At 65.5% G+C, this 26,084-nt stretch carries 23 protein-coding genes and 1 tRNA gene; 6 read left to right on the top strand and 18 right to left on the bottom strand.

Annotated features, from left to right (window positions below; all coding sequences use genetic code 11):
* Nucleotides 1-22: 22 nt before the first annotated feature.
* A complete protein-coding gene (hydA, locus tag AB0I14_RS25325) occupies nucleotides 23-1,441 on the bottom strand; it encodes a dihydropyrimidinase (RefSeq protein ID WP_358027547.1) in 1,419 nt (472 codons plus the stop codon).
* A gap of 208 nt (nucleotides 1,442-1,649) precedes the next feature.
* Between hydA and AB0I14_RS25320 the strand changes: the two genes are divergently transcribed.
* Complete coding sequence (locus tag AB0I14_RS25320; protein WP_358027545.1) at nucleotides 1,650-2,792, top strand: helix-turn-helix domain-containing protein; 1,143 nt, start codon at nucleotides 1,650-1,652, stop codon at nucleotides 2,790-2,792.
* Nucleotides 2,793-2,814: 22 nt separating this feature from the next.
* Here AB0I14_RS25320 and AB0I14_RS25315 read toward each other — a convergent pair whose 3' ends face one another.
* Together AB0I14_RS25315 and AB0I14_RS25310 are read right to left on the bottom strand one after the other, a co-directional pair.
* Complete coding sequence (locus AB0I14_RS25315; protein ID WP_358027543.1) at nucleotides 2,815-4,023, bottom strand: RtcB family protein; 1,209 nt, start codon at nucleotides 4,021-4,023, stop codon at nucleotides 2,815-2,817.
* Between the two features lie 100 nt (nucleotides 4,024-4,123).
* Nucleotides 4,124-4,206 (bottom strand) — tRNA-Tyr (locus tag AB0I14_RS25310).
* Between the two features lie 230 nt (nucleotides 4,207-4,436).
* On the opposite strand from AB0I14_RS25310, the gene AB0I14_RS25305 reads away from it, so the two are divergent.
* Nucleotides 4,437-5,420 (top strand): hypothetical protein, encoded by a 984-nt coding sequence (locus AB0I14_RS25305; protein WP_358027541.1) that lies wholly within the window; start codon nucleotides 4,437-4,439, stop codon nucleotides 5,418-5,420.
* A 99-nt stretch (nucleotides 5,421-5,519) separates the two neighbouring features.
* Nucleotides 5,520-6,011, top strand: coding sequence for a YajQ family cyclic di-GMP-binding protein (locus AB0I14_RS25300; RefSeq protein ID WP_358027538.1), 492 nt, complete (start codon nucleotides 5,520-5,522; stop codon nucleotides 6,009-6,011).
* 83 nt (nucleotides 6,012-6,094) lie between these two features.
* Here AB0I14_RS25300 and AB0I14_RS25295 read toward each other — a convergent pair whose 3' ends face one another.
* The 14 genes from AB0I14_RS25295 to AB0I14_RS25230 all read right to left on the bottom strand — a co-directional run bounded on the left by AB0I14_RS25295 (nucleotide 6,095) and on the right by AB0I14_RS25230 (nucleotide 20,824).
* Nucleotides 6,095-7,432, bottom strand: coding sequence for an LLM class flavin-dependent oxidoreductase (locus AB0I14_RS25295; protein ID WP_358027535.1), 1,338 nt, complete (start codon nucleotides 7,430-7,432; stop codon nucleotides 6,095-6,097).
* Nucleotides 7,433-7,444: 12 nt separating this feature from the next.
* The gene (locus AB0I14_RS25290) at nucleotides 7,445-8,305 is read right to left on the bottom strand and encodes an ABC transporter permease (protein ID WP_358027533.1); all 861 of its coding nucleotides are present in this window, start codon (nucleotides 8,303-8,305) and stop codon (nucleotides 7,445-7,447) included.
* Nucleotides 8,298-9,101, bottom strand: a complete 804-nt coding sequence (locus tag AB0I14_RS25285; protein ID WP_358027531.1) for an ABC transporter ATP-binding protein — start codon at nucleotides 9,099-9,101, stop codon at nucleotides 8,298-8,300. Before AB0I14_RS25285 ends, AB0I14_RS25290 begins: the two co-directional genes overlap by 8 nt.
* Nucleotides 9,098-10,129, bottom strand: coding sequence for an ABC transporter substrate-binding protein (locus AB0I14_RS25280; RefSeq protein WP_358027893.1), 1,032 nt, complete (start codon nucleotides 10,127-10,129; stop codon nucleotides 9,098-9,100). The genes AB0I14_RS25285 and AB0I14_RS25280 overlap by 4 nt, the downstream gene beginning before the upstream one ends.
* 158 nt (nucleotides 10,130-10,287) lie before the next feature.
* The gene (locus tag AB0I14_RS25275; RefSeq protein WP_358027528.1) at nucleotides 10,288-11,091 is read right to left on the bottom strand and encodes a mannan-binding family protein; all 804 of its coding nucleotides are present in this window, start codon (nucleotides 11,089-11,091) and stop codon (nucleotides 10,288-10,290) included.
* 9 nt (nucleotides 11,092-11,100) lie between these two features.
* The gene (locus AB0I14_RS25270; RefSeq protein ID WP_358027526.1) at nucleotides 11,101-11,820 is read right to left on the bottom strand and encodes a DUF3329 domain-containing protein; all 720 of its coding nucleotides are present in this window, start codon (nucleotides 11,818-11,820) and stop codon (nucleotides 11,101-11,103) included.
* 24 nt (nucleotides 11,821-11,844) lie between these two features.
* Nucleotides 11,845-13,095: an MlaD family protein gene (locus tag AB0I14_RS25265; RefSeq protein ID WP_358027523.1), complete on the bottom strand. Its 1,251-nt coding sequence runs from the start codon at nucleotides 13,093-13,095 to the stop codon at nucleotides 11,845-11,847.
* On the bottom strand, nucleotides 13,092-14,363 hold the full coding sequence (locus AB0I14_RS25260; protein WP_358027521.1) for an MCE family protein: 1,272 nt from the start codon (nucleotides 14,361-14,363) through the stop codon (nucleotides 13,092-13,094). Before AB0I14_RS25260 ends, AB0I14_RS25265 begins: the two co-directional genes overlap by 4 nt.
* A complete protein-coding gene (locus AB0I14_RS25255) occupies nucleotides 14,360-15,478 on the bottom strand; it encodes an MCE family protein (RefSeq protein WP_358027518.1) in 1,119 nt (372 codons plus the stop codon). Before AB0I14_RS25255 ends, AB0I14_RS25260 begins: the two co-directional genes overlap by 4 nt.
* Nucleotides 15,475-16,548, bottom strand: coding sequence for an MlaD family protein (locus AB0I14_RS25250; RefSeq protein ID WP_358027515.1), 1,074 nt, complete (start codon nucleotides 16,546-16,548; stop codon nucleotides 15,475-15,477). The genes AB0I14_RS25255 and AB0I14_RS25250 overlap by 4 nt, the downstream gene beginning before the upstream one ends.
* A complete protein-coding gene (locus AB0I14_RS25245) occupies nucleotides 16,541-17,596 on the bottom strand; it encodes an MlaD family protein (RefSeq protein ID WP_358027512.1) in 1,056 nt (351 codons plus the stop codon). The genes AB0I14_RS25250 and AB0I14_RS25245 overlap by 8 nt, the downstream gene beginning before the upstream one ends.
* Nucleotides 17,593-19,095 (bottom strand): MCE family protein, encoded by a 1,503-nt coding sequence (locus tag AB0I14_RS25240; protein ID WP_358027509.1) that lies wholly within the window; start codon nucleotides 19,093-19,095, stop codon nucleotides 17,593-17,595. Before AB0I14_RS25240 ends, AB0I14_RS25245 begins: the two co-directional genes overlap by 4 nt.
* Complete coding sequence (locus AB0I14_RS25235; protein ID WP_358027506.1) at nucleotides 19,096-19,953, bottom strand: ABC transporter permease; 858 nt, start codon at nucleotides 19,951-19,953, stop codon at nucleotides 19,096-19,098.
* A 1-nt stretch (nucleotide 19,954) separates the two neighbouring features.
* The gene (locus AB0I14_RS25230; RefSeq protein WP_358027504.1) at nucleotides 19,955-20,824 is read right to left on the bottom strand and encodes an ABC transporter permease; all 870 of its coding nucleotides are present in this window, start codon (nucleotides 20,822-20,824) and stop codon (nucleotides 19,955-19,957) included.
* An 809-nt stretch (nucleotides 20,825-21,633) separates the two neighbouring features.
* Between AB0I14_RS25230 and AB0I14_RS25225 the strand changes: the two genes are divergently transcribed.
* Nucleotides 21,634-22,659 (top strand): NAD(P)H-dependent glycerol-3-phosphate dehydrogenase, encoded by a 1,026-nt coding sequence (locus AB0I14_RS25225; protein WP_358027502.1) that lies wholly within the window; start codon nucleotides 21,634-21,636, stop codon nucleotides 22,657-22,659.
* Nucleotides 22,660-22,726: 67 nt separating this feature from the next.
* Here AB0I14_RS25225 and AB0I14_RS25220 read toward each other — a convergent pair whose 3' ends face one another.
* Entirely contained in the window at nucleotides 22,727-23,359 is a 633-nt protein-coding gene (locus tag AB0I14_RS25220; RefSeq protein ID WP_358027499.1) for a cupin domain-containing protein, read from the bottom strand.
* 115 nt (nucleotides 23,360-23,474) lie between these two features.
* Between AB0I14_RS25220 and AB0I14_RS25215 the strand changes: the two genes are divergently transcribed.
* Both AB0I14_RS25215 and AB0I14_RS25210 read left to right on the top strand, forming a co-directional pair.
* Nucleotides 23,475-24,620, top strand: coding sequence for a Zn-dependent alcohol dehydrogenase (locus AB0I14_RS25215; RefSeq protein ID WP_358027497.1), 1,146 nt, complete (start codon nucleotides 23,475-23,477; stop codon nucleotides 24,618-24,620).
* Between the two features lie 18 nt (nucleotides 24,621-24,638).
* The gene (locus AB0I14_RS25210) at nucleotides 24,639-26,078 is read left to right on the top strand and encodes an APC family permease (RefSeq protein ID WP_358027494.1); all 1,440 of its coding nucleotides are present in this window, start codon (nucleotides 24,639-24,641) and stop codon (nucleotides 26,076-26,078) included.
* The last annotated feature ends 6 nt before the right edge of the window (nucleotides 26,079-26,084 follow it).

Here is a 26,084-nt window from a genome sequence, read left to right as displayed (position 1 = left end):
TTGATGATGCGATCGATCCGAGTCAGATCAGGTACTGCGACAGCCCGCGTTTGAGGTAGCTGCCGTGGCCTTTCCGGCCGAGATACTGACCGCGGTCGACGACGACGGTGCCGCGCGACAGCACGGTCTGAACACGGCCGTCGATCTCGAAGCCCTCCCAGGTGGAGTGATCGAGGTTCGAGTGGTGGGTCTTGTCGAAGCCGATCGAGGTGTGCGCGTCGGGGTCATAGATCACGATGTCGGCGTCGGCCCCGGGCGAGATGATGCCCTTGCGCGGGTAGAGCCCGAACATGCGGGCCGGGGTGGTGGCGCAGACGTCGACCCAGCGCTCCAGGCTCAGGTTGCCGTTGACCACGCCCTGGTACATCAGGTCGATGCGGTGTTCCACACCGGCCATCCCGTTGGGGATCTTGGAGAAGTCGTCGATGCCCATCTCCTTCTGCCCCTTGAAACAGAACGGACAGTGGTCGGTGGACACCGTCGCCACGTCGCCGGTGCGGATGTAGCGCCACAGCTCGTCCTGGTGACGCTCCTCGCGGGAACGCAACGGGGTGGAGCACACCCACTTGGCGCCCTCGAACCCGGCGGCGCCCAGCTGCTCCTCCAGCGACAGGTACAGGTACTGCGGGCAGGTCTCGGCGAAGACGTTGGCGCCGCGGCCGCGAGCCGTGGCGATCTGCTCCATGGCCTGCTTGGCCGAAACGTGGACCACATACAGCGGTGCGCCGGTGACCTTCGCCAGCATGATGGCGCGGTGGGTGGCCTCCTCTTCAAGCTCCCACGGCCGGGACACCCCGTGGTAGTAAGGCGAGGTCTCGCCGCGTTCGATGTGCTGGGCCACCAGCTGATCGATCGCGATGCCGTTCTCGGCATGCATCATCGTCAGCGCGCCGTTGCTCGCACACTGCTGCATGGCCCGCAGGATCTGGCCGTCGTCGGAGTAGTACACGCCCGGGTAAGCCATGAACAGCTTGAAGCTCGTCACGCCCTCGGCGACCAGCTCGTCCATCGCCTTGAGCGCATCGGAGTCCACGCCGCCCAGGATCTGGTGGAAGCCGTAGTCGATCGCACAGTTGCCCGCGGCTTTGGTGTGCCAGGCGGCCAGGGTGTCCTGCACCCGCTCGCCCTGTCGCTGGATCGCGAAGTCGATGATCGTGGTGGTGCCGCCGTGGGCGGCCGCGCGGGTGCCGGTCTCGAAGGTGTCGGAGGCGACGGTGCCACCGAAGGGCATCTCCATGTGCGTGTGGGCGTCGACGCCGCCCGGGATGACGTAGCGGCCCGAGGCATCCAGTACCCGGTCGAAAGTCTGGTCGGGATCGCCGAAGGGAGCCACCGCCGGATCGACCAGGGCGGCGATGCGCTCGCCGTCGATGAGCACGTCGAACGCCTGGCTACCGGTGGGTGAGACGACGGTGCCGCCGCGGATGTACGTCGTGGACATGGCAACAGATCGTATGGCCGCCAACGTGATCCGGCCCATAGCCGCCGTGCAACGTATTGGTCGGCACAAATTGTGCACACGCACACCCAGGGGCGGTATCCGCGCGATTTTTCTGCCCCGAATTGGGCACGGCGGCGCAAGCTCATCCGGGAACGGTTCAGATCGCTCGACCTACAAACCCGTCTGGTCTGCAGTAGCCTGCCCGATGATGCGCAATCTGTCCGGTCGCCGGGACGACACCCGGCTTCGCTGGAGATGGCTGCTGGAGAAGCTCGGTGACCTGGACGACGACCTCGCCGCCGAATACCTGATCCAGATCGACCGCGGTGCCCGGTACTACGACAGCGTCCCCGAGGAGGACGATCTGCTCGGTGCTGCGCGGCAGGCGTTCCGCTATCTGCTCGCGACCCTCCTGGAGCGGCCGATGAGCGCCGAGTTGGCGGAGTTCCCGGCCGCGGTCGGTGCGCTACGCGCCACCCAGGGCATCGCCTTGGAGAACCTCACTGCTGCCGTGCGCACCGACTTCCTCGTCGCATGGTCGGCCCTGTTGCGGCTGGCCGGCGACGACGACATGACCGTACTGGCGCTTCACGTCGACGTGCTCTGGCAGGCCGTCGACGACTTCGCGATCAGGGTGCAGCGCGGCTACCTGGACCAGCGGCTGTCGATGGCGCGGACCAGCACTCTCGAACAGCAACAATGCCTGTCCGAATTGTTCTCCGGGGAGCCCGCACCTACCGCAGTCCGACGGGCCGCCCAGATTCTCGAGCTCGACGAAGCTGCCAGGTACTGGGTGATCGGGGTTGCCGGTGAGGAGGCGGGACGCACGGTCACCCGGCGTCTGCTCAATCGACATCTGAAGTCGCTGGACTTCGTCGACCACGGCGTCGCCCTGATCCTGGTGGCCGCCGACCGGCGCTGGCCCGACGACGAGTCGCTGGTGACCGATCTGCTGGCCGAACTCGACGGCGCCGTCGCGCCCCGCGCGGTAACCCTGCAGGAGCTGCACCGGGCCGCCGCGACGGTACGGATGCTCGTCGATCTGGACCTGCGGTCGACCACGCTGCGCCGCTCTTGGGCACAGCTGTCGATCACACAGCTTTCAGAAGTGATCGAGGACCTGCGCGGGTATGTCCTCGATCCACTCCACGACATTCATGACTACGAGTTGATCGTCGAGACCATCCAGGTGTTCGCCGGCAGTGGCTCGGTTTCCGACACCGCGTCGGAGCTCTATTGCCACCGCAACACCGTGATGAACCGGATCCGCCGGTTCGAGGAGGCGACCGGGATCAGCCTGCGCAGCCCCCGCTCGCTGGCGATGGTGCAGCTGTGCCTGCTGCCGGCGTAGGTCCTGACCTGGCGGCCAGGACCTACGTGCCCTTCACGTTGAGTACCTGACGGAGCTCGTGTTCGATCTCGATCAGGCTCGCGGCGTCCGCCATGACGACGTCGATGTCCTTGTACGCGTCGGGGATCTCATCGACCCACGCCTCACCATGGCGGTACTCGATGCCCTGCATCCGCTGCGCAAGGTCGTCGGCGGTGAACCGGCGACGTGCCTCGTTACGGGAGAACCGCCGACCGGCGCCGTGCGGAGCCGAGCACAGACCGGCGGGATTCCCCTTGCCGCGCACCACATACGACCGAGTCCCCATGCTGCCGGGGATCAGGCCCATGACTCCGGCGTGAGCGTCGATCGCACCCTTGCGGGTCAGCCACACCTCACGGCCACCGTGGCGTTCCTTGCGGGTGTAGTTGTGATGAGTGTTGATCCGCTCGACCTCGAAATCCCCCGCAGTCTTCGGCCGATCCAAATGGGCATAGCCCATCCACGCGGCGAAAACCCACATGTAGCGGTCCATCATCTCGGCGCGGTTCTCGAAGGCGAAACGCTGCGCCCAATTGAGGTCCCGCAGATAGTCGGTGAACTCCAGGGTGCCCTGGGGCAGGTAGGCCAGATCGGGATTGGGCAGGTCGATCCACCACCGCTTCATGAGCTTCTGCGCAACCTTGATGTGCTTCTGCGCGATCTTGTTTCCGACACCACGGGAGCCGGAGTGCAGGAACAGCCACACCCGGTCGTCCTGATCCAGGCACAGTTCGATGAAGTGGTTGCCGCCACCGAGCGAACCGAGCTGCTCGCGCCACTTTCCCGAGTGCGACAGGTCAATTCCGCCGTCCTTGGCGAGGTGCTCCAAGTCGGCGATGCGACCCGCCGTGAACGGGAACCGGGCGAGTGTGTCGTTGTAGTTGCCCGGTGACAACGGAATCGCCGCCTCGATCGCCGCGCGCAGGGCCGCCAGATCCCGCCCCTGGATGTCGGTCGCGGTGAATTCGGTGCGGGCCGCGATCATGCCGCAGCCGATGTCGACGCCGACGGCGGCCGGGATCACCGCATCGATGGTCGGGATGACGGTGCCGACGGCCGACCCCTTGCCGCTGTGGGCATCTGGCATCAAGGCGACATGGGGATGCACGAACGGCATCGAGGCGGTCTGCTTCGCCTGCTCGATGGTGTTGTCGTCGATGTGGCTGGCGAAGTTCAACAGCTTGTGGTCGACGACGCGATGCGTAGTCATGACGTCGATTCTCCCGGCGCTGTCGAGCCGATTGTTTGTCCTGGCTGACCGTCAGGCCCAGAAACCAAACAGGCCCCCTCGAAAGGGGGCCTGATCAGTGTGGCAGATGCAGGATTCGAACCTGCGTAGGCGTAAGCCGACGGATTTACAGTCCGCTCCCATTGGCCGCTCGGGCAATCTGCCTTTGTTTCGCCCCGCCCCGTTTCCGGATTGGTGCGACTAGCAGGGTACAACGAGGACCTACCCAAGTTACAAACCGGCAGGACATCTGCGACGAGGGCCACAACCGGACGGTGCCGCGGGCGCGGGCGTCCCACCGCCGCAAATGCAGTAGGCAATTACCCATATCCCCATGTTGCGCAGGCGTTATTTTGTGCCGGCCAGACGTCAACTCCGTGGGAACGAGGCCCAACATGCGACAGCACACAGCGCGATTCGACGGCAGACGCACGAGTGTGCTGCTCGCCGGGGTGGCGACAACCGGCGCATTGCTCGCCGGCCTGGCATATTCGGGCCCCTCCGCGAACGCCTCCTGCATATCGGCCTTCGGCCTCAGCAGCAGCGCGGACTGCTCCAGCGGTCTGGCCGACGTGGCGATCGCCATCGGCGACGGTGCCACCGCGTCCGCATACGGATGGTTCACCGGGGCGCTGGCGATCGGCGACGGTGCCTCCGCCGTGGTACCTGCCGAGTTCCTGAGCCTCAATTCCCTGAGTGCGGCACTCGCCGTCGGTGAGGGTTCGTACTCGACGGCACGAGGCATCCTCACGTTCGCCTACGCGAACGGTTACCACGCGTACGCCGGTTCCGCTGGGCTTACTTCGCTCGCAGTGACCGACGGCGCCCAGGGACACTCAGTCACCAGTGGAATCGCCAACATCGCCGTCAACCGCGGCGACCATGTCGACTACAACTGGGCCGAGGCATTCGGAATCGGCAACCTCGCGGTCAACCTCGACGGTGACGGACGCGTCGTCGCCGGGTTCGACGTCGACAGCTTCGCGTCCCTGGCGTTCAATACTTCAGGCACCAATACCGTTAAGACACAAGGCGGTCCGTTCGCCATCGCCGGTGCCGTCGGCCAGGACGGTGTCACCGTCAGCCAAACCGGTCCGGGTATCAACATCGTCGACAGTGCCGCCGCCTTGGCGAAGCAAGTCGTCGCCGAGAATCCGGCGCCGGCGCGGACCCTGGATGCCGCCGTGGCTCCGGTCACCTCGAAGTCAGCGAAGCCCACCCGGGCAGCGACGCTCGAATCAAAGCCGCGGCGCACCGCGTCCAAGCTGCGGTCCCTGGTCAAGAAGCAGCTGTCGAAGCGGTTGGACGGCTCATCGGGCCTGACCCGTGTTCGCACAGATCGCGCAACAGGGCAAAAGCCCGGTGACGATTCCGCGTAACCGCGACAGGCCGCGTGTGGTGCGAGCAGCAAGGTACGACGAGGATGTACCTAAGCTGCAAACCGGCAGCATTCACCGAGGGAAGAGGAGGGGCGTCCAATGGCGGATTCCAGCTTCGACGTCGTCAGCAAGGTCGACCGTCAGGAGGTCGATAACGCGCTCAACCAGGCCGCCAAGGAACTGTCCACCCGCTTCGACTTCCGCGGTACCGACACCACCATCGCCTGGAAGGGCGAGGAGTCCATCGAACTGGTCAGCTCCACCGAGGAGCGCGTCAAGGCCGCGGTCGATGTGTTCAAGGAGAAATTGGTCCGCCGCGACATCTCGATGAAGGCCTTCGACGCCGGCGACCCGCAGCCCAGCGGCAAGACCTACCGGGTGTCCGGCGACCTCAAGCAGGGCATCAGCAGCGAGCAGGCCAAGAAGATCACCAAGATCATCCGCGACGATGGCCCCAAGGGAGTCAAGGCGCAGATCCAGGGCGAGGAGATCCGGGTCAGCTCGAAGAAGCGTGACGACCTGCAGGCGGTCCAGGCGCTGCTGCGTGGTGCCGACCTCGATGTGGCACTGCAGTTCGTCAACTACCGCTGAGCCGTGCCGAGCGTGCGTGAAATGTCGGCCGCGAGCGGCGCGCCGGGCAACAGACACGCACGCTCGCGGTGCGGGGAGGGCGCTCAGGCGCTGGTTTCGGCCGCCGTCGCCGTGTAGCGGCTGGGCCGGTGCGCCAGCCCGTAGTGCCCGCGCAGCGTCGTCGCGGTGTAGTCGGTGCGGAACAACCCACGGCGTTGCAGGATCGGCACCACCTGATCGACGAAATCCTCCAGACCGCCGGGCAGATACGGCGGCATGATGTTGAACCCGTCGGCCGCGCCCTCGGTGAACCACAGCTCCAGGTTGTCGGCCACCTGCTCGGCGGTGCCGGCGAAGGTCCGGTGCCCGCGCCCGCCGCCCAGTTTGGCGATCAACTGACGCACAGTCAGCGACTCGCTGCCGGCGAGGTCCTTCACCAATTGGTAGCGGCTCTTGTTGCCCTGGATCTGCTCGATGGGCGGCAGGGCCGGCAACGGAGCGTCGAGTGCGTGCGCGGTCAGATCGACTCCGAGCATCTGCGACAGCTGACGTAATGAGTACTCGGGCGAGATCAGGTCGGTGAACTGTTGTTCCAACTCTGACGCGGCCTCCTCGGTGGGGCCGATGAACGGCACGATGCCGGGCAGGATCTTCACCTCGTCGGCGCTGCGGCCGAACTTCACCGCCCGGGCCTTCACGTCGCGGTAGAACGCCTTCCCGTCTTCCACCGAGCGCTGTGCGGTGAAGATCGCCTCGGCGTAGCGTCCCGCGAAATCTTTGCCCGACTCCGAGGACCCGGCCTGCACGAGCAGCGGACGGCCCTGCACCGAACGCGGCGAGTTCAGCGGGCCGCGGACCGTGAAGTGTTCCCCGTCGTGGTCGATGCGGTGCACCCGGTCCGGGTCGGCAAAGATGCCGGTGGACTGGTCGAGAACCAGTGCGTCGTCTTCCCAGCTGTCCCACAAAGCCGTTGCCACATCGACGAATTCAGCGGCGCGCCGATAACGCCCGGCATGGTCGGGAATGCCCTCGACACCGAAATTGGCCGCCTCGTCCTCACCTGCCGAGGTGACGATGTTCCAGCCGGCGCGGCCGCCGCTGATGTGATCCAGCGACGCGAAGTTGCGGGCCAGGGTGTAGGGCTCGATGTAGCCGGTGGTGGCGGTGGCGATCAGACCGACGTGCTCGGTGACCGCCGCCATCGCGGTCAGCAGCGTGATCGGTTCGAAGATCGCCTGCGTGTTGTGCTTCACCCGCGGCCCCACCGCCAGCCCGTCGGCGAAGAACACCGAGTCGAGCTTGCCACGTTCGGACAGCCGGGCGAGACGCTGGAAGTGCTTGACGTCGGTGAGGTTTCGGACATCGGTGCGTGGGTGCCGCCAGGCCGCCTCGTGGTGGCCGACCCCCATGAGGAAGGCGTTGAGATGAAATTGTCGCGTCATGAAAGTCCTTTGCTATGTGGTGGCGCGCCAGCCCGACAACCGCCCCTCGATGGCCACGACGATGCCGTTGAAGACGACGCCCACCAGGGCGATGGTGACGATGCCGGCGTACATGTTGGGGATCTGGAAGTTCAGCTGCGATGCGGTGATCAGATATCCCAATCCGGCCTTGGCGCCGACCATCTCGGCGGCTATGAGCACCAGGATCGAGGAGGCCGCCGCCATGCGCAGGCCGGTGAAGATGGTTGGCACCGCCGCGGGCAGGATCACCTTCTGGAACAGTCGGATCGGCGAAAGCCCGAGAGAGCGGGCCGATTTGATCAGCAGGGGATCCACGGTGCGCACCCCGGAGATGGTGTTGAGCAGAATCGGAAACGACGCCGCGTAGATCACCAGCGCCACCTTGGAGGTTTCGCCGATGCCCAGGATCAGGATGAAGACCGGCAACAGCGCCAGTGCGGCGGTGTTGCGGAACAACTCAAGGATCGGGTTGAGGAACTCCGCGACCGGCCGGTACCAGGCAATGGCCACCCCGAGCGGGATGCTGACCACGATCGCAATGGCCAGGCCGACCAGGGCACGCGACAGGCTGGCCGAAACATGTTCGGCCAGTTGACCGTTGCCCAGGAGGGTGAACCACGCGCTGACGACCTCGGAGAACGGCGGCAGGAACACCTTGTCCACCAACCCGACGCGCGGTGCCACCTCCCACAGCCCCAGGAACGCGGCGACTACCACGGTGGGACGCAGCAGGCGCCACGCCAGGGCCGGTAACCGTCGACCGCGACGCACGTGCTCCGGCGTCTCCGTCGGCGTCTCGACCGGTTCGTCGACAGACACCGGGACGGGGGCCACGGCAACTGCGCTAGACATGTTGGACCTCCTCGGACCGGGCGCGTTCCACCTCGTCGTGCAGCAGCGACCAGATGTGGTGACGTTGCGCCCGGAACCCCTCGCTGGATCGGATGTCGTCGGTGCTGCGGTCGATGTCGACGTCGACGATCTTCTTGATCCGTCCCGGCCTTGAGGTCAGCACGGCGACCCGCTGGCCGAGATACAGTGCCTCGTCGATGCCGTGGGTGATGAACAGGATGGTCTTGCCGGTGGCCTGCCAGATCCTCAGCAGCTCATCCTGCAGGGACTCCCGGGTCTGGGCATCCAGCGCGGCGAACGGCTCATCCATCAGCAGCACCTCCGGGTCGAACGCCAGGCTGCGGGCGATCGCGACACGCTGCTTCATACCACCGGACAGTTCGTGCGGGTAACGATCCGCGAAGCCCTGCAGCCCGACCAGCTCCAGATACTCCTCGGCCCGTCGCCGGCGCTCGGCCGCCGGCAAACCTTTTGCCTCCAGGCCGAATTCGATGTTCTTTCGGGCGGTGCGCCACGGCAGCAACGCGTACTGCTGGAAGACGATGCCGCGATCCAGACCGGGACCTGTGACCGGCTTGCCGTCGAGCAGGATCTCCCCCGACGTCGGCTGGGTCAGCCCGCCCAATAGGTCCAACAGGGTCGACTTTCCACAGCCACTCGGCCCGACCAGCACCAGGAACTCCCCTGCAGCCAGGTCGATGCTGATGTCCTGAATTGCGGTGAACTTGGCCTTCTCGCCACGGATCGCGAACTGCTTGGTCACCTGGCGCAGGCTCAGCTTGGGTGGCGCGCTCACCTGTGCGCCAACCCTTTCCCATCGGGGCCACTGTCATCGGGATAGGTGCCGTTGGCGTACGGGTTGAACTCGTTGGTGTACAGATCCTTCGCCTTCAACTGTCCCTCCTTCAGCTCGCCGTTACGGACCAGCCAGTCGATCCAGGTCTGCAGTTCGCGTTCGGCGATCACCGCGCCGGGCACCGGAATGCCTGAGCTGCGCCAGTATTCGATGGACTGGGTGTCCTCGTTGCGCTTGCGCGTGTCGATGATCTCGCGGAACTTGGCCACGACCTCGTCGCGCGGGGTCACCTGGGTCCAGCGGATGGCCCGCGCGGTGCCCTGCACGAAATCGGCCACCACATCCCGGTTCTTTGCCAGGAAATCGTCACGGACCACGTAGGTTCCGTAGCTGAACGCCCCGAACAGTGACTTGTCCGTGAACAGCGGCCGGATCCCACCGCGTTGCTGCGCGGTCTCCCGCCAGATTCCGTTGAGCGCTGCGACGTCGATCTGCTTCTCCCGCAACGCCTGCTCGGTGTTCACCGGTGGCACCACGGTGAGGGTCACCGTCTTGATCTCGTCGGGGGTCAATCCCTCCTTGGCCAGCCACTCCCGGGTCAGGAACTCATGATGGGCGCCAAGGGTGTTCATCCCGACCTTCTTGCCGATCAGGTCGCGGGCCGAGCGGATCGGGCTGTTCTCCAGCACGAAGTACCCGGTGTACTCGCCCTCGTCGGCACCGTAGGAACTGAGCACCGAGGTGATCGGTGCGCCGGCGGCGTTGAGTTTGACCACAGCACCGTTGAACGCCTCACCCACGTCGATATCGCCGGTGGCGACCGACTGGATATCTTGCGGCCCGCTGGTGGTGTTCCCCACCCAATCCAGCTTGATCTTCTGGTAATACCCGAGGTCCTCGGCCAGTTCCTGGAAGCGGACTTCGCCGGCCCAGCCCTGGTACCTCACCACCGTCTTGCCGTCCTCAGTGCGCGCCGACCCGCCCGACGAGCCGCACGCGGTCAGTACCAACACGAGTGCACTGAGCATCGCGAGTACCGAACTGAATAGGCGCATGGCCGTTGTCCCCCATGGAGTCGCACTGATCAAGTGCAGCTCATGGTGGCAACGAACCTGGGCCGAGTAACCCTTTAGCCTCGTGAAGAATCGAAAGGCCTGATGCGTCTACCGGCCCAGAGTGAAGAGGGTCAGACCCCGCCGTACTGCGGCTGCAGCACCGGGGCGAGCGCAGAGAGCGGGATGTGCGCCTGCACGGTGCCGCCATCCATCGACCACTGCATCGCTCCCGGGGTGAAATTGATCGGGGAGTCACGACCGACCGGATAGTCCGGCATGTACAGGATCAACTCGTCCGGCGTCAGCGCCCAGGCCTTGTAGCCGCCCGAATACACCTTGTCCGGGGTCCAGCGATCCGGGGTAAACGGATAGGTGCCGGGCTGGTGCGGCGGCGGTGCGGCATCGAGCGCGGCGACGATGAACGGCTCACCCAGGCGCGGGATCTCGGCCCGGTGGTCGGCGCCCGGTTTGAACAGGTCGGCCAGCTGCACCTGCCGCCCGCCGGCGAACGTGAAGGTGCGGTAGGCGTCGCTGACGATAGGCGCGTTCGGGTGTGACAGCGCATCGGTACCGACCGTCCCTGAGTACATCTCGTGGAAAACGGCCGTCGTCGCGTCGCCATGCTGGAAAATCTCGAACTGCTCCTCGCCGAAGCTGTCGGCGGCCATCTTCTGAGCGGCGTTGCGCCAGTTGTTCATCAGGTTGGTCAGGTACTGCCGGATGACGGGGTTTTCCACCAGATCACCGGGCAGCGCCATCTTGATGTCACGAACCGCTTTTCGGTCCGAGGTCACCGACGTGTGACAGAACTGCCCATCCCACTGGCCGGCCAGTTCGTCGCAGAAAGTTGCTGCCGACGCCGCGGCGGACGGAGCGGTCGTGATGGCTGCCGCCGCCAGCGCCGCCGCGCCGATCAGCTTGCCGATGCGCAACATGTCAATACCTCAGGGGAGTTCCACTTTGCTTGCACGCCACTGCCCGTCGACCTTCTGCATCGTCATCTTGATGCGGCTACGGTCGATCCGCGGATCGGGCACGGTGCTGTTGGACACCGACTGGTCGACGAACAAGAGCACCACGACCTGGTCCTTGCTCGCCGACTGCACGGCCGACTGCACGACCACGCCGTGTGCCGTGGCCTTGTTGTCGATGAGCAGTTGGCGCAGCTGGACGCTCGATTGCGAGTACATGTCTTTGAACTCGCCGGTCGCGCCGGCCAGCACCTGATTGAAGTTCTCGTCGACCTTGTCGGAGTCGATGCTCGTCAGGATCTGAGCGTAGGCCACCGCGGCGTCCTGCGCCTGCTGGCCGGCCTTCGCCACCTGCTCGCTCTGCCACAGCTTCCAGCCGAGGAAACCCGAAAGTGCCAGGGAGGCAATGAAGACGAAGGCCACCGCGCCGACGAGTCCCCGGCTGCGCCAGCCGCCCGACGCGCCCTCCGACTCAGGCTCCGCCTCGGCGACCTCTTCGCCGTCGGTCTCAGACTCGGCCTTGGTTTCTTCCTTGGCTTCTTCCTTGACTTCGTCGTCGGACTCGACCTCAGACTCATCCTTGGCGTCGGACTCGACGATCTCCTCGGCCGCCTCTTCGATACCGATTGCGTCATCCACGGTTTCGGTCTGATCGCCGTCGATCTTCTTGTCAGTCGTCACAGTCACCGTCATCTCCTTTAGGTGAGGTTGGGTGGTTTAGCGGGGCGGTTCGATCGGGAGGGTCGGACCACCGTAGGGCGTCGGAATGGTGTAGCGCCCCCGAGGTGTCGGGTCGGTGGTGCGCCCCAGATCAGCCCCGGGTGGCGGGCCTGCCGTGTCGTCGCCGGCCGGACGTGGCGCGTTCTTGGCGCCACGGACCAGGACACCGGGATGATCGTCGCGGCAGTAGGTGTACATGTAAGGCTCGGGGTAGTCCGCCGACGCCGGTGGCCGGCGCGGTGTTCCGTAGTCACAGGAGTAGCGCGGGTAGATGTCAGCGGTCGCCCACAGCCCGTTGTCATGCATGACGCTGCCCAGTGCGTCGAGTACCGAGGTGCGGTAGTTCGGGAACAGTGCATTCAGCGCCGGCACCCGCAAATAGAGCAATTGCGAAGTGCTGGCGAGGCTTCCGAGCAGCTGCACCATGGTGTCGGAGTTGTCGGTGAACAGGTTGTCGACCGAGTTCAACGCTCCCGGGGTCTGATCCGTGAGCCGGCGGAAGCCGTCACGCATCTTGTTGATCCCGTCGAACGTCGAGTCGAGATTGTCCGACGCCACTGCGATGCCGGCATTCTTCTCGGACATCAGGTTGAACACCACGCGGCTGTTACGCAGCACGCTCACCGTCTCGGGCAGCACCGAATCCAGTGTCGACAGCAGGAACGTGCCGCCGTCGATGACGTCGGCCAGCTTGCGCGGACCCGCCTGCGACATGCTCAATTCCCTGCGGATCACCTCGAGCTTTTTGATGTCGACCTGAGCCAGCGCACCGTCGGCGTCGGCGAGCAGCTGGGCCAGGCTGACCGGCACGGTGGCCTTGCCCAGGCCGATCACACTGCCGTCGGTGAGAAACGGCCCGTCTGCCGTATTCGCCGCGAAGTCGATGTACTGCTCACCGGCCGGGGACAGCCCGGACACCCGCACATCGCTGGACTTCGGGATGGACACCGCCGAGTTCACGTTGACGACGGCACTGACCCCGGTGGGCGTGATGTTGAGCCGTTCGACCCGTCCGACGCGGACCCCGCGCAGCGTCACATCCTGATTGGGCAGCAGGCCGGCCGATTCCGGCAATTCGATGGTGATGCGGTAGCTGGAGTCGAAGGGCTTGACCCGCAGCGCCCCGATCATCAGGTAGGCACCGGCCACTACGAGGGTCATCACCAGCGCGCCTGCCGAAAGCCAGGCGCGGCGCCGGTACCCGGCCCGGACCACGCCGACCGCGAAATCCGCGAATGCGTTGATCATCGCGGCACCTCCGCGGGCGGCACCCCGGCCGGGGTCTCGGCCGCAGGAGCCTCGGGAGGCGGCGCCGCGCCTGGCACCTCCGGAGGAGCCTCGGGCGCCGGCACGATCTCGCCGGGCTCTGTCGGGCTGGGGATCACCGGCATCTGCGGCACCGCTGGGCCGCGGCCGACGACGCGCTCCTGCAGCCGCAACAACGTGTACTGCAACGAGCCGACCAGCTGATGCCAGTTGTAGCGCTTGGGGCCGTGCAACCCTGAATCACCGGCGAACCCGATATCGGGAATCGAACCCAGGATGAGGCGGTCGATACTGGCCCGCACCGAAAGGCCGCTGCCGGAAGTCGCTTTCACCAAGGGCGGCATCATCCGGTTGAGCGCATACAGCGAGGCATCCGGAGACAGCGCCACGTCGTTCCAGGCACCCGCCACCTTGTTGGCATCGGCGATCACGCTGCGCCCGCTCGTGTCGGTGCCCGCGATCGACGGAAACTTGCGCAATTGTGCTGAGGTATCGCCGATCTGGGTGATCAGATCGGCGATCTGGGTGGTGTGTTCGGCCAGGGTGTCGGTGGCCGGCCCGGCGGCATCCATCAACTCACTGACGGTCTGGTTCTTGTCCTCGATCTGCTTCAGCAGCCGCGACGTCTCGGTCATCGCGGTCGAGAGCTGGTCGGAACGTGCGTTGAGGGTGCCCAGCGTGTGGTTCGTCTTGGCGATCAGATTGCCGAACGCCTGACCCTGATCGCCGGTGGCCTTACCCATGCCGTTGATGATGTTGGTGAAGTTACGCACCGCACCACCGTTGACCAGGATCGCCGCCGAGCCCAGCAGCGATTCCACGGTCGCGGCAGCACGGGTGTTGTCCAGATCGATAACGTCGCCGTTTTTGAGCAGCGGAGCGTTCGGGTCGACCGGGCTCGGCGGCCGTACCGAGACGAAAACATCGCCCAGCGGTGTCGCCGATCGTAATTCGGCCGTGGTGCCGCGAGGCAGTCGTACGCCGTCCATGATGCGCAGGGTGGTGACCGCGGTGTAATTACTCGCCACCATCGACTCGAGCTCACCCACGTCCGCACCGGCCAGTTTGACCTTGGCGTTGGCCGGCAGGTTCAAGGCGTTGGCGAAGATCGCGGTCAATTTGTAGCCGCCCGAACCGACCCCGGGGGCCGGCAACGGCAGGCTGGCCAGGCCTTCGGAGGCGCATCCCGAAACGGTCAGGCACGCCGTCATCACCACGGGCAGAACGTATTTACGCACCGGATTGATCATTTCTGCCCCATCGCGGCCATGCCGTCGAGCATGTACGACAGCCCGAAGTCCGGGCCGAAATCCTGCACTGTGCCGGTGCTGCAGCCGAGCTGACGCAGGCCCATCATGTTGCAGACCTCCTTGACGGTCTGCGAATCGAACAACACCTTGTCCACCAGAACGTGTGCTCGCGCCGAGCCATTCTTCTGGTCGACGATGTTGTAGATGTTGTCCAGTGTCAACGGGGTCAGATCGAGGAATTCTGCCAGATCCCGCCGATGATCCACCGCCGTGTTCAGCGCGGTATTGCCGTTGAGGACAATCTGTTTCACCTCATCACGGTGGGTCTGCAGCACCTCGCCCACCTGGGTGATCACCTCATTGATCTTCTTGCCGGTGGTGCCGCTGCCGAAGTTCTCGTCGGCCAGGATCTGGCTGAGCTGGCGAACCGTCGAGCCGAATTCCCGCAGCGTGGCGTCATTACGGGAGGCGGCCTCGAACAGTGAACTCAGGTTGCGCACGATCGTGGTGAGCTGATCCCGGGTCACCGCTCCCCGATCGGCACTGAGCCGCAACGCGTCTGACAACTCACCGAGGGCGTCCTTCATCTGCTGGCCGTTGCCATCGGCGATCGCCGCACTGGCGTTGACGATATCGCCAACCGGGCCGCTGCCCTTGCCGTCGCCCTTCAACGAGGAGGACAACTTGTCCAAAACATCGAGCACGCGGGCGAACTCGACCGGGGTCCTGGTGCGGTTCAATCCGATGGTGTCGTGATTCTGCAGGGTCGGACCGCCGCGGTAGGCCGGGGTCAGCTCGATCTGTCGGTCGGTGAGGATCGAATTGGAGATGGTGACCGCCTGCGCGTCGGCCGGCACCGACACGTCCTTGTCCACCGTGAACTCGACCTCGACGTAATTTCCCTTGGGCGTGATCTTGGTGACGCGGCCCACCTGCATACCGAGCACCGCCACAGTGTTTCCCTCGTAAAGCCCCGCGGCGCTGTCGAATTGAGCGGTCACGGTGATGGCGTTGGTCCGGTCCTTCAGAAACCACCAGCCGACACCGGCCACCGCGGCGAGTGCCACCGCGCCGACGACGCACAGCGCGAGGATCTTGCTCCGGAACAACCTCATTTGCAGTCCTTGTAGTACTGAATCATGCTGAACTGCTTGGCGCGCCCACTGATCGCGCACATCCAGGAGTCGATCAGCAGCCCATTGCCGACATGCATTTCCCCCGCGTTGCCGTTGCCGGTGGCGTTGGCGAGCCCGCGCAGGGCCACCGGGCCCGACTGCAGGACGCTGCGCAGCAGATCGTCGTGCTTGCCCAACATGTCCGACAGGTCACGCAGATTCGTGAGCAGTTGCTCGAACTGCGGCCGGTCATCGACCACGATACCGCTCAGTGTCTGGACCAGATTGGTCAGCGACGCCAGCATGGCCTGGAATGACGCCCTGCGCATGACGAATTCACCGACGAGGTCATTGCCCTGGTTGACGAGGTTACCGATCGTGGACTGTTGGCGACGCAGGGTGTTACCAACCACATTGGTGGTCTCCAGCAGAGATCCCAGTTGGTCGCGTCGATCGGCGATGATGGTGGCGAGGGTATGCGTGTTCTGCAGAGCCCGCGGCACCACCGCCGGCAGACCCGACAACTGTTTACCGAGGATGCTCAGTGTCTCGGCGAACTTGTCGGAGTCGACCTGCTCGAAGGTGGTCGTGACGTCTCCCAGCGCCTCCTGCAGGTCGTAGGGCACCTCGGTGTGGGTGAGGTCAAACGTGTTGCCGGGCAGGGAACCCGAGCCTGCAGGCTGCAGGGCCAGATAACGCGACCCCAAGATCGTGGTGATCTTGATGACGGCCCGGGAATCCTCCCCGAGCGGAACGTCGTCGCGCACCTTGAGTTTGGCCTCGACGTGGTCGCCGGCCAGCTTCATGCTCTTCACCTCGCCCACCGGCATGCCGGCAACGGTGATCGGGTTACCGGCCTTGAGCGCGGCGGCCTGCTGGAACCGCGCGGTGTACTGCCGGTAACCGACATCGGCGACCTTGACGATCAGCATCGCCCCGATCAGCACGGTCACCACGGCGATCGCGGCGATCCCGAGCCACGTCCGGTTGTAGCTCTCCAGTGGGCGGCGCCGTTTCTTCGGCGGCTTGGGCGCCGCCGGTGTGTCCGTCTTCGTCAGTTGCTCAACCATTGGCCATGTTCCTGCATTTGGGGGTGTATGCCGCCTTGTTCCCAGGAGTCGCCGCGTCGACGATGATCGGCGTGACGTCGTTGAGGCCTGGGAAGAATCCGGTTGCGTTCAGATCGCACGCATAGGTGGTGGCGTAGGCGCCCTCGTTGGTCATGCGAGCGAATCCCTTGAGCAACAAGGGCAGATTTGCTCCGGCGAACGCCAGTTGTGGTTCGATGCCCACCATGTGAGCGGCGAACCCGGGCTGGCGGGTCACGAGCTCGTTCAGCGGCGGGTACACCTGATCGCTGATGGTCGACAGCTGCTGCACCACCTTGGAGATCGAACCCAGTGAGTCCACCATCTCGGGCCGGCGGGCGTCGAATGTGGCGACCATGCCCTTGGTTTGGGTGATCACCTCATCGAGACTGTCATTGTGCTGGGCCAGGTTCTTGGCCACCGCATTGAGATTGTTGATCACCTCTCCGAGCTCCTGATCCCGGCCGGCGAAGGAATCGGTCAGTTGCGCGGTCTGGTCGACGAGCCCGACGATCGAAGCGTTGTCGCCCTGCAGCGAGGCGATCACGCCTTTGGTCAGATTGTCGGCGTCACGCGGGTTGAGCACGCTGAACAGGGGCTCGTAGCCGTTGAGCAACGTCCCGACATCGAACGACGGATCGGTCTGCTCGATAGGGATGACGCTGCCGACCGGCAGCGGGCCCGGGTCGCCGATATTGCCCAGCGACAGACCGAGATAGCGCTGACCGACGATGTTCTGGTAGGTGACCGAGGCGGAAGTCCGGCCGAACATCGGCTGGTTGTCCTGCACCACGAACGACACCTTGGCCAGTGCGCCCTGCAATTCGATCTTCTCGACCCGCCCGACCCGTACCCCGGCCATCCGGACATCGTCGCCCTCGCGCAGGCCGAACACGTCGGAGAACAGCGCGGCATACGGCACCGTCTTGCCGGCCACATCTCGGCGCAGCGTGACATAGACCAGCCACGTCAGCCCCAGGGCGACCACCATGAACAGCGACAGGCCGATCATTGCACCGCGGTACTTCATCGGCCTCCCTCTCCTGAAACTGGTTGCGGCGCCTCAGCCGGCAGTAGCGGAGCGTCCGCTGCCGGTGCTGCGCCGGGTGCGGGAGCCGACCCCGGCACCGATGCGGCCGGCGGTGAACCGGGTGGCCGGGGTGCCACCGGCGCGACCGGCGACAGCGGCACCGGCGGGGGCGGCGTCGGCATCAGGGCGGGATTCGCCGTGCCCGGCACCGGCCCGGACTGCGGCATCCACGGCGGCAGCGGCGGATTCGGGTCGGACAGGTCAGGGTTCGGGTTGACCAACGGCGGCCCGACCGCGACAAGATTCCCGTTGGCGCCCAGCACCGTCCCGGCCGGCGGCGTCAAATCCGCCGGCGGTTGAAAGTTCTCCGGCAGCAACACATCCGGGAGCGACGCCCGGGTCGGCACCAGCGGGGCGGTGAAACAGCTGGGCCCCTTGAGCCCGGAGTACTGCGGACAGTCGGCACGGGTGTAGGCGTAGCTCGGCGTCAACGACAGGTTCACTCGCATGTTGCCGATGTCATTTCCAGGCATCCACACGTTGTCGAAGAACTTGCCCGACAGCTGATTGAGCTTCACGAAAGCCGGAACCCAGTTGTTGGAGGTGTCAGCCAGCACACCCAGGACCGGGGTCAGGTTCGACGTGGTCTTGACCAGTTCGTCGGTGTGATTGTCCAACGCGGTGTGGGTGGTACCGACCGTGTTGATCCCGCCGTTGATCATCGTGTTCAGCTGAGAGCGCTGCTCCACCAAGGTCTGCATCGGCTGCACGGCTTTGTGCAGGGCGTCGAGCAGATCGGGCGCGGTCTGCTGCAACCCGTGGGTGGCGTCGATCAGCGCGGAGACGGTCGTCGGGCCGGGTTCGGAGGCCACCACCGAATCGAGCTGATCGATCAGACGGTTCAATTGCGCTCCGCTGGTGAGCAATTCGTGACGGCGGTTCTCGGTAGCGGCGTTCACGGCGGCCAAGATGCCCACCGTCTTGTCCTCACGCCCGCGCCCGGTCGCCGCCAGTACGTCCCGCAGCTTGCTGATCGTGGTCTGGAACAACACCGTGGGAAGCTCGGTGTCCTCGGGGATCTGCGCGCCGGCGGCGATCGCGGGGCCCGGACTCCCGTCGGCGCGGTCGATCAGTTGCACCGACGACACCGCGAAGACGTTGCTGGGCACTACGCGTGCGGTCACGGTATTCGGGATGGAGCCGGCGTATTCGGGTTTGAGATCGATGTGGACGAAGTTCGGATCGCCGTTGGCGGCCGGGGCGACATCGTCGACCATCCCGACGAGCACCCCGTGATACTTCACATCGGAGCGCTGCGGCAGACCGTCGCCGACGTTGACCAGCGCGGCCACCACCGGGACCCGCTCATCCAGCTTTCCGGTGGCCTTCACCAGAAGAAATGTCGAAATCAGTGCTGCCACAACGAGAACCGCGGCACCACAGCCGATCAGCTGTTGGTCGGACGGCCCACGCCCGTCGGTTTCCAGCGAGTTACCCATCTAGCCGCCGAACCTCGCTCCCGAATCGACCGTCCACAGCGCCATGGTGAGCAGCATGTTCACGATGACCACCACGGTGATGCTGGCCCGCATGGCATGCCCGGCGGCCACGCCCACGCCCACCGGTCCGCCCGAGGCGTAGAACCCGTAGTAGCACTGCACGGTGGAGGCGATCCACACGAAGATGACCGCCTTCAGCACCGAGTAGAGGATGTCCTGGCCGTTCAGCATGAGGCTGAAGTAATGCATGTAGGAACCGGTCGAGCCGCCGCTGATCAGGAACACGACCACCTGGGTGGTCAAGTAGCTCACCGCCAGGCAGAGGGCGTAGAGCGGGATCACCGCGACGACCGCGGCCATCAACCGCGTGGTGACCAGGTACGGGATCGGCCGGATGGCAATGGAATCAAGCGCGTCGATCTCCTCGGCGATCCGCATCGACCCCAGCTGTGCGGTGAACCGGCATCCGGCCTGGGTTGCGAAGGCCAGTGAGGCGGCGATCGGCGCCAGCTCACGGGTGTTCACCAGCGACGAGATGATGCCGGTGGCCGGGCCGAGCCCCAGGAGGTCGAGGAAGTTGTAGCCCTCGATGCCGACGAGCGCTCCCATGGTGATACCCAGCACCACCGCCACGCCGACGGTGCCGCCACCGACCACGAGTGAGCCATTACCCCAGGCGATGTCGGAGAGCAGCCGGACAAACTCACTGCGGTAGTGCCGCAGCACGATCGGTACCGCTGTCAGCGCCCGGACGAAGAACACCATCATGTGCCCCAGCCGCATCACCGGCTTGGAGGCCCGTTTGTACAGCCGCACCCACGGCGCGAGCAGTGGTGGGACGAATGTCGAGGCCGTCATGTCACAGCCCGACCCGGGGGAACAACATGATGTAGAGCTGGCTGATTGCCACGTTGACCACCATCAGCAACAGAATCGATTCCACCACCGCCGCGTTCACGGAGTTCGCGACGCCGGTCGGGCCGCCTTTGGTGGACAGGCCCTTCTGGCACGACACGACGGCCACGATCGCGCCGAAGATCACCGCCTTCGCCAGAGCCACGACCATGTCGCCGGTGGTGGCGAACGAGGCGAAGGTAGCCACGAAGCTGCCGGGGGCACCGTTCTGGAAGTAGACGTTGAACAGGAAGCTGGCCAGGAAGCCGACGAAGCACACCACCCCGGTGAGCGCGACACCGATCATGATCGCGGCGACGAACCGCGGCACGACCAGCCGCTGGATCACCGAGACTCCCATGACCTCCATGGCATCGGTTTCCTCACGCATGGTCCGCGAACCCAGGTCGGCGGTGATCGCCGACCCGACCGCGGCGGCCATGAGAACGGCCGCGACGAGCGACGCGGCCTGCCGGATCACGGCCAGGCCGCTGGCCGCACCGGCCAGTGACGTCGCGCCGACCTGCCCGGCCAGCAGGGCGAACTGAATCGAGAGGGTGACGCCGATCGGCAGGGCCACCAGCACGGTGGGGAGCACGGCGGTACCGGCCATGAAGGCACCCTGGCGGATGAACTCCTGCCATTGAAAGCGACCGGTCAGGAGGTCGAGGAACAGGATCTGGACGGTGCGTACGCCGAGCACGAACTGGTCCCCGACCGTGGCGAGCGACGCCAGCGGATGACGCCGGGCATAGCCGGTGGCCCAATTCTCGATGGCGTCGATTCCCCGCTCCGGTTCGACCCCATCGGTCACGCTCTCAGGCGGCGCCGTCATCCTCTCTCATTAAGCAGAATGAACACAGATCAATTCCTCCCCAGGCCGAGAGATGGCCACCGCCGGCCGGATAACTCACAGTGGTTGGCACCGTAGCGTCGGCGCTCATCCCCCGTCAATGTTTTGCCGAATTATCATTCACTTATCGAGGTTGGCTCATCAATTTCCGGCAAATCCGTAGCCCCTGCCGGCACATCGCCGCTTCCGCTCCGACACGCGGGCCACCGCGTATCACTTCCCGTATCACCTGTAAATGCACTGCATTCAGGCCACAGGAGCTTCACCCAGATTGACGCCGACGTTAGGGCTACGCCCTGATCGGTCACGGATTCGCGACCCGTGGACGAACTCACCACGGAATCAGTACCTCGCATGCAGGTTAACTTTGCCCATCGTGTCGAAACCTTGGAAAAAGTTCCCAGGATTTCGCCGGCGGGTGGCGCCCGGCGCCTGGATCGCCGCTGCGCCGAAGTCTACTGACTACAGGCGATGTCAGTCGGCTTTCGGCGGATCTCATAGGCACACCGACGGCACCCGCATGCGGCCCCGATGACCGGTGGCCAGAGGCGGATCGTAGATGACCCGCGAAGGCCCAACCGTCCGTCCCACTGCTGCCGAATCTCCCGACCATGACCGTACTTTAAAGTATGGTCATGGCTCGGCGGAAGGGAATCACCGATCCAGCGGAGTAGATGGGTTCGCTCATCGCGATCGACCGAAGGTGCGACCGCCGGCGCAGGACGGCCACCGGCTGACCCAGTTCGACAACTTGCGCTCAGCAACCGCGTCTCGGCAATACTCTGATCGCCATGGCACCAGCGCAACGCGAACCCAACGTCGTCGTCCTCGGCGGAGGATCCTGGGGCACCACCGTCGCCTCCATCTGTGCTCGGCGCGGGCCGACCCTGCAGTGGGTGCGCTCGGAGGAGACCGCCAAGGACATCAACGACAACCACCGCAATTCGCGCTATCTGGGCGACGAGGTTGCGCTACCCGAAAGCCTCAAGGCCACCAACGATTTCAACGAGGCGGCCAACTGCGCCGACGTGATCGTGATGGGTGTGCCGTCACACGGCTTCCGCGGGGTACTCACCGAACTGGCCCGTGAACTGCGCCCGTGGGTGCCGGTGGTCTCCCTGGTCAAGGGCCTGGAGCAGGGCACCAACAAGCGGATGAGCGAGATCGTCGACGAGGTGTTGCCCGGGCATCCGGCGGGCATCCTGGCCGGGCCGAACATCGCCCGCGAAGTTGCCGAAGGCTATGCCGCCGCCGCTGTGCTGGCCATGCCCGACCAGCATCTGGCTGCGAACCTGTCACAGTTGTTCCGCACCAAGCGTTTTCGTACCTATACCACGGACGACGTGGTCGGCGTGGAGATGGCCGGGGCGCTCAAGAACGTGTACGCCATCGCCGTCGGCATGGGCTACTCACTGGGCATCGGCGAGAACACCCGCGCCATGGTGATGGCCCGTGCGGTGCGGGAGATGTCCAAACTCGGCGAAGCCATCGGCGGGCACCGCGACACCTTCGCGGGCCTGGCCGGCATGGGCGACCTCATCGTCACCTGTACGAGCCAGCGCAGCCGCAACCGCCACGTCGGCGAGCAACTCGGTTCGGGCAAGTCGATCGATGAGATCATCGCCTCGATGAACCAGGTGGCCGAGGGCGTCAAGGCCGCCAGCGTGATCATGGAGTTCGCCGACAACTACGGGCTCAACATGCCCATCGCCCGCGAGGTCGACGCGGTGATCAACCACGGCGCGAAGGTCCAGGACGCGTACAACGGACTGATGATCGAGAAGCCCGGCCACGAGGTGCACGGCTCGGGGTTCTGAGCCGTTCGCTCTGCGCCGTTCGCGCGAGAGTGACGCCAGGGTCGCCACGCGTCGGTGACAACGACCGCTACGTCACTTTCGCGGAACCGTGCTCGACGCCGCCGCGCACCGCGGCGCGGAAGTCCTCGGCCCCGACCGGCGGTGCGATGGTCCAGAGCACCTCGGCCTCCCCTTCGGTCGGGTTGTGCCAGTCATGCAGCTGGGACGCACCGAAGGTCATGCTGTCGCCGGTGTTGAGCAAGGTGGCCTGCCCCTCGACGGTAATGCTCAGCCCGCCCTTGAGCACGTAGACGAAAATTGTTGCGGCGTCGAGTCGGTAGGCCCCGCCGGAACCACCGCCCGGCCGCATGATGGTGTGCATCACCTGCACATGGTGTTCAGACTTCGGGGTCAGCAACTCTTCCCGGACCCCGTGTCCGCCCATCTCCAGCGGCGCGCCGGCCCCGCTGCGGACGACCGGCGCCGAGGGGTACTCGAACAGATCGCCGATGCCGATCTCCAAGGCGTCGCAGATTCGCATCAACACCGGGACCGAAACATTGGTCATCCCCCGCTCGGCGAGACTCAGGAAGCCCTTGGTCACCTCGGCCCGGGCGGCCACCTCGGTCAGGCTCAATCCGCGCTGACCACGAAACTCACGCAGCCTTGCCCCGGCCCGCCCCATACCGGTCTCCGTGCCGGTCTGCCGGCCGTCTGCCACTGAAGCTCCCCCTTCCTGTTGACGCGCGTTCGTTTAGTGGTGTAAAACACATCCATCGTTTTATGGCATTGAACCCTACACGTGGCGGTGCCCCCGAAGCACAGAAAGGCACGCGGTGTCTGCACCTGCAACCGAACCCAACAGCGAGTCGACGCGGATTCAAGCCGCCGTCCTCGACGGCAACGGAACCATCAGCATCGAGCACGTCGACCTCGCCGCCCCCGGCCCCGGCGAGGTGCGGGTCCAGATCGCCGCCGCCGGCGTCTGCCACTCCGACCTGCACGTCACCACCGGAGCCTGGGACGTCCCGGCGCCGGTGGTGCTGGGACATGAAGGCTCCGGCGTGGTCACCGCGGTCGGCCCCGGCGTCGATGACCTCGAACCCGGCGACCATGTGGTGCTCAGCTGGGTGCCCGGCTGCGGCGAATGTCGCGCCTGCCAGGCCGACCGGCCGGCCCAGTGCGCGCTGGTGGCATCGGTCGTGTCCACCGGCGGCACCCTGTACGACGGAACCACCAGGCTGTCCAACGAACGCGGCCAGATCCACCACTACCTCGGGGTGTCCTCCTACGCCGAGCAGGTCGTGGTTCCCCGCAGCGGCGCGATCAAGGTCCGCAAGGATGCGCCCCTGGAAGACATCGCGATCGTGGGCTGTGCGATCGCCACCGGAGTGGGCGCGGTGCGCAATACCGCGGGCGTACAACCCGATTCGACCGTCGCGGTGATCGGCTGCGGCGGGGTGGGCCTGGCCTGTGTTCAGGGCGCCCGACTGGCCGGCGCCTCGCGCATCGTGGCGGTGGACGTCGTCGCCGAAAAGCTCGACCTGGCAAGTAAACTCGGCGCCACCGACACCGTCGACGCCTCGGCGGTCGAGGACGTCGTGGCAGCCCTGCGTGAGGTGCTGCCGGACGGATACGACTACATCTTCGACGCCATCGGCAAGATCGCCACCACCGAGCAGGCCATCGCCGCGCTGGGACTCGGCGGGGCGGCCGTCATCGTCGGTCTGCCGCCATCCGGCGAACGGGCCAGCTTCGACCCGCTCGCACTGGCCGAGTCCGATCAACGGATCCTGGGCTCCAATTACGGCTCGGCGGTGCCCGAGCGTGACATCCCGCAGCTGGTCGACGAGGTGATGGCGGGCAACCTCGACCTGGCCTCGATGATCTCCGCCCGGCGGCCACTGGCCGAAGCCGCGGCTGCCCTCGACGATCTGGCCGCTGGGCACGCACTGCGCCAACTACTCGTCCCGAACGCCTGAGAAGAATCGAGATCCCAAGTGACTGAAGATCTTCAGACCCGGGCCGAGACCCCGACCGGGGATGCGGGCCTGCGCCGCGGAGTGATGGGCGGCGGCGAACTGGCCGCGCAGGCCATTGCCAACATCGCGCCCAGCGCCGTCATCGCGTTCACCGCAGCCGCCATCTACACCACCGCCAGTAACGGCACCTGGATCTCGTTCGCGCTGGCCACCGTCGTCATCCTCTCGGTGGGCTACTGCATCTCGCAGTTCGCCAAGCGCCGCTCGAGTGCGGGCTCGCTGTACAGCTATGCCGCGACCGCGCTGGGACCGTTCGGTGCCTACGTGACCGGCGTCAGCCTGATCATCGGATGCTTCGGTATCGCCGCCGGATCACTGAGCGGCTCGGTGGCCTACACCGCCACCCTGCTCAACCAACTCGGCATTCCGGTCCACGGAGTGGTCGCACAGATCGTCCTGGCCGTCGTTCTCGGTGCACTGGCCACCTTGTTCACCATCCGCGGCATCCGGCTCTCCGCACGGGTTTCCCTTGTGCTGGAATTGGTTTCGGTATCAATCATCACCCTCCTGCTGGTCTTCACCCTGGTGCATCTTGGGGCGAACGCTTTCGACGCGGACCAGTTCGACCTGAGCGGCGCCAAGCCGTCGGGCATCGCGGTGGGCATGGTGTTAGCGATCCTGGGCTTCGTCGGATTCTCCAGTGCCGATGCCCTGGCCCGCGAGGCCAAGGATCCCTACCGCGCGGTGCCGCGGGCGATCATGTGGAGCGCTGCCGGCGTGGGTGTGCTGTATGTCTTCGCCGCCTACACCCAGGTGGCCGCGTTGGGACCCGACCTCGGCGAATCCGCGCAGCCGCTCAACGATCTCGCGACCCTGGTGGGCATGCCGGGCTGGTTCAACCCGATCCTCAACTTCGGCATCGCCGCATCGTTCTTCGCCGTGGTGGTCGCGCCGATGAACGTCATCGGACGCATCCTGTACGTGATGGGCAAAGAGGGTGTGGTTCCGTCGGCGATCGGCCGAACCCACCCGACGCACCTGACCCCGCACCGCGCGCTGATCTCGGTCAGCCCGCTGGTGATCGCGGTGCCCGTGGTCCTGTACCTGGCAGGCGTCGACGCAATGGATGTCGTGACCTGGGTGGACACCTACGGAACCTACGGTTACATGGTGGCCTACGCCGCCGCCGCGATCGCGGCCGTTGTTTTCCTGCGCAGCATCAAGGTCCGCGTTCCGCTGGTCTGGCCCGCCGCCGCGTTGGCCATCGGATCAATGGCATATGTGTTCTACGCCAACGTGTATCCGGTGCCGGCCTACCCACTCAACGTGATCCCGTGGCTGTTCCTGATCACGCTTGCCGTCGCGCTGGCGTGGTACTGGATTCTGAGCCGTCGGTCACCGGAAGTGATCGCGAAGATCGGCACCAGCGACATGGAGACGCTCGAAGGAATCGGCTGACGCCTC

Origin of the sequence: Mycobacterium sp. NPDC050441, assembly GCF_040655355.1 — a bacterium.
Taxonomy (GTDB): Bacteria; Actinomycetota; Actinomycetes; order Mycobacteriales; family Mycobacteriaceae; genus Mycobacterium.
This window is presented reverse-complemented; position numbering and strand designations above follow the sequence as displayed.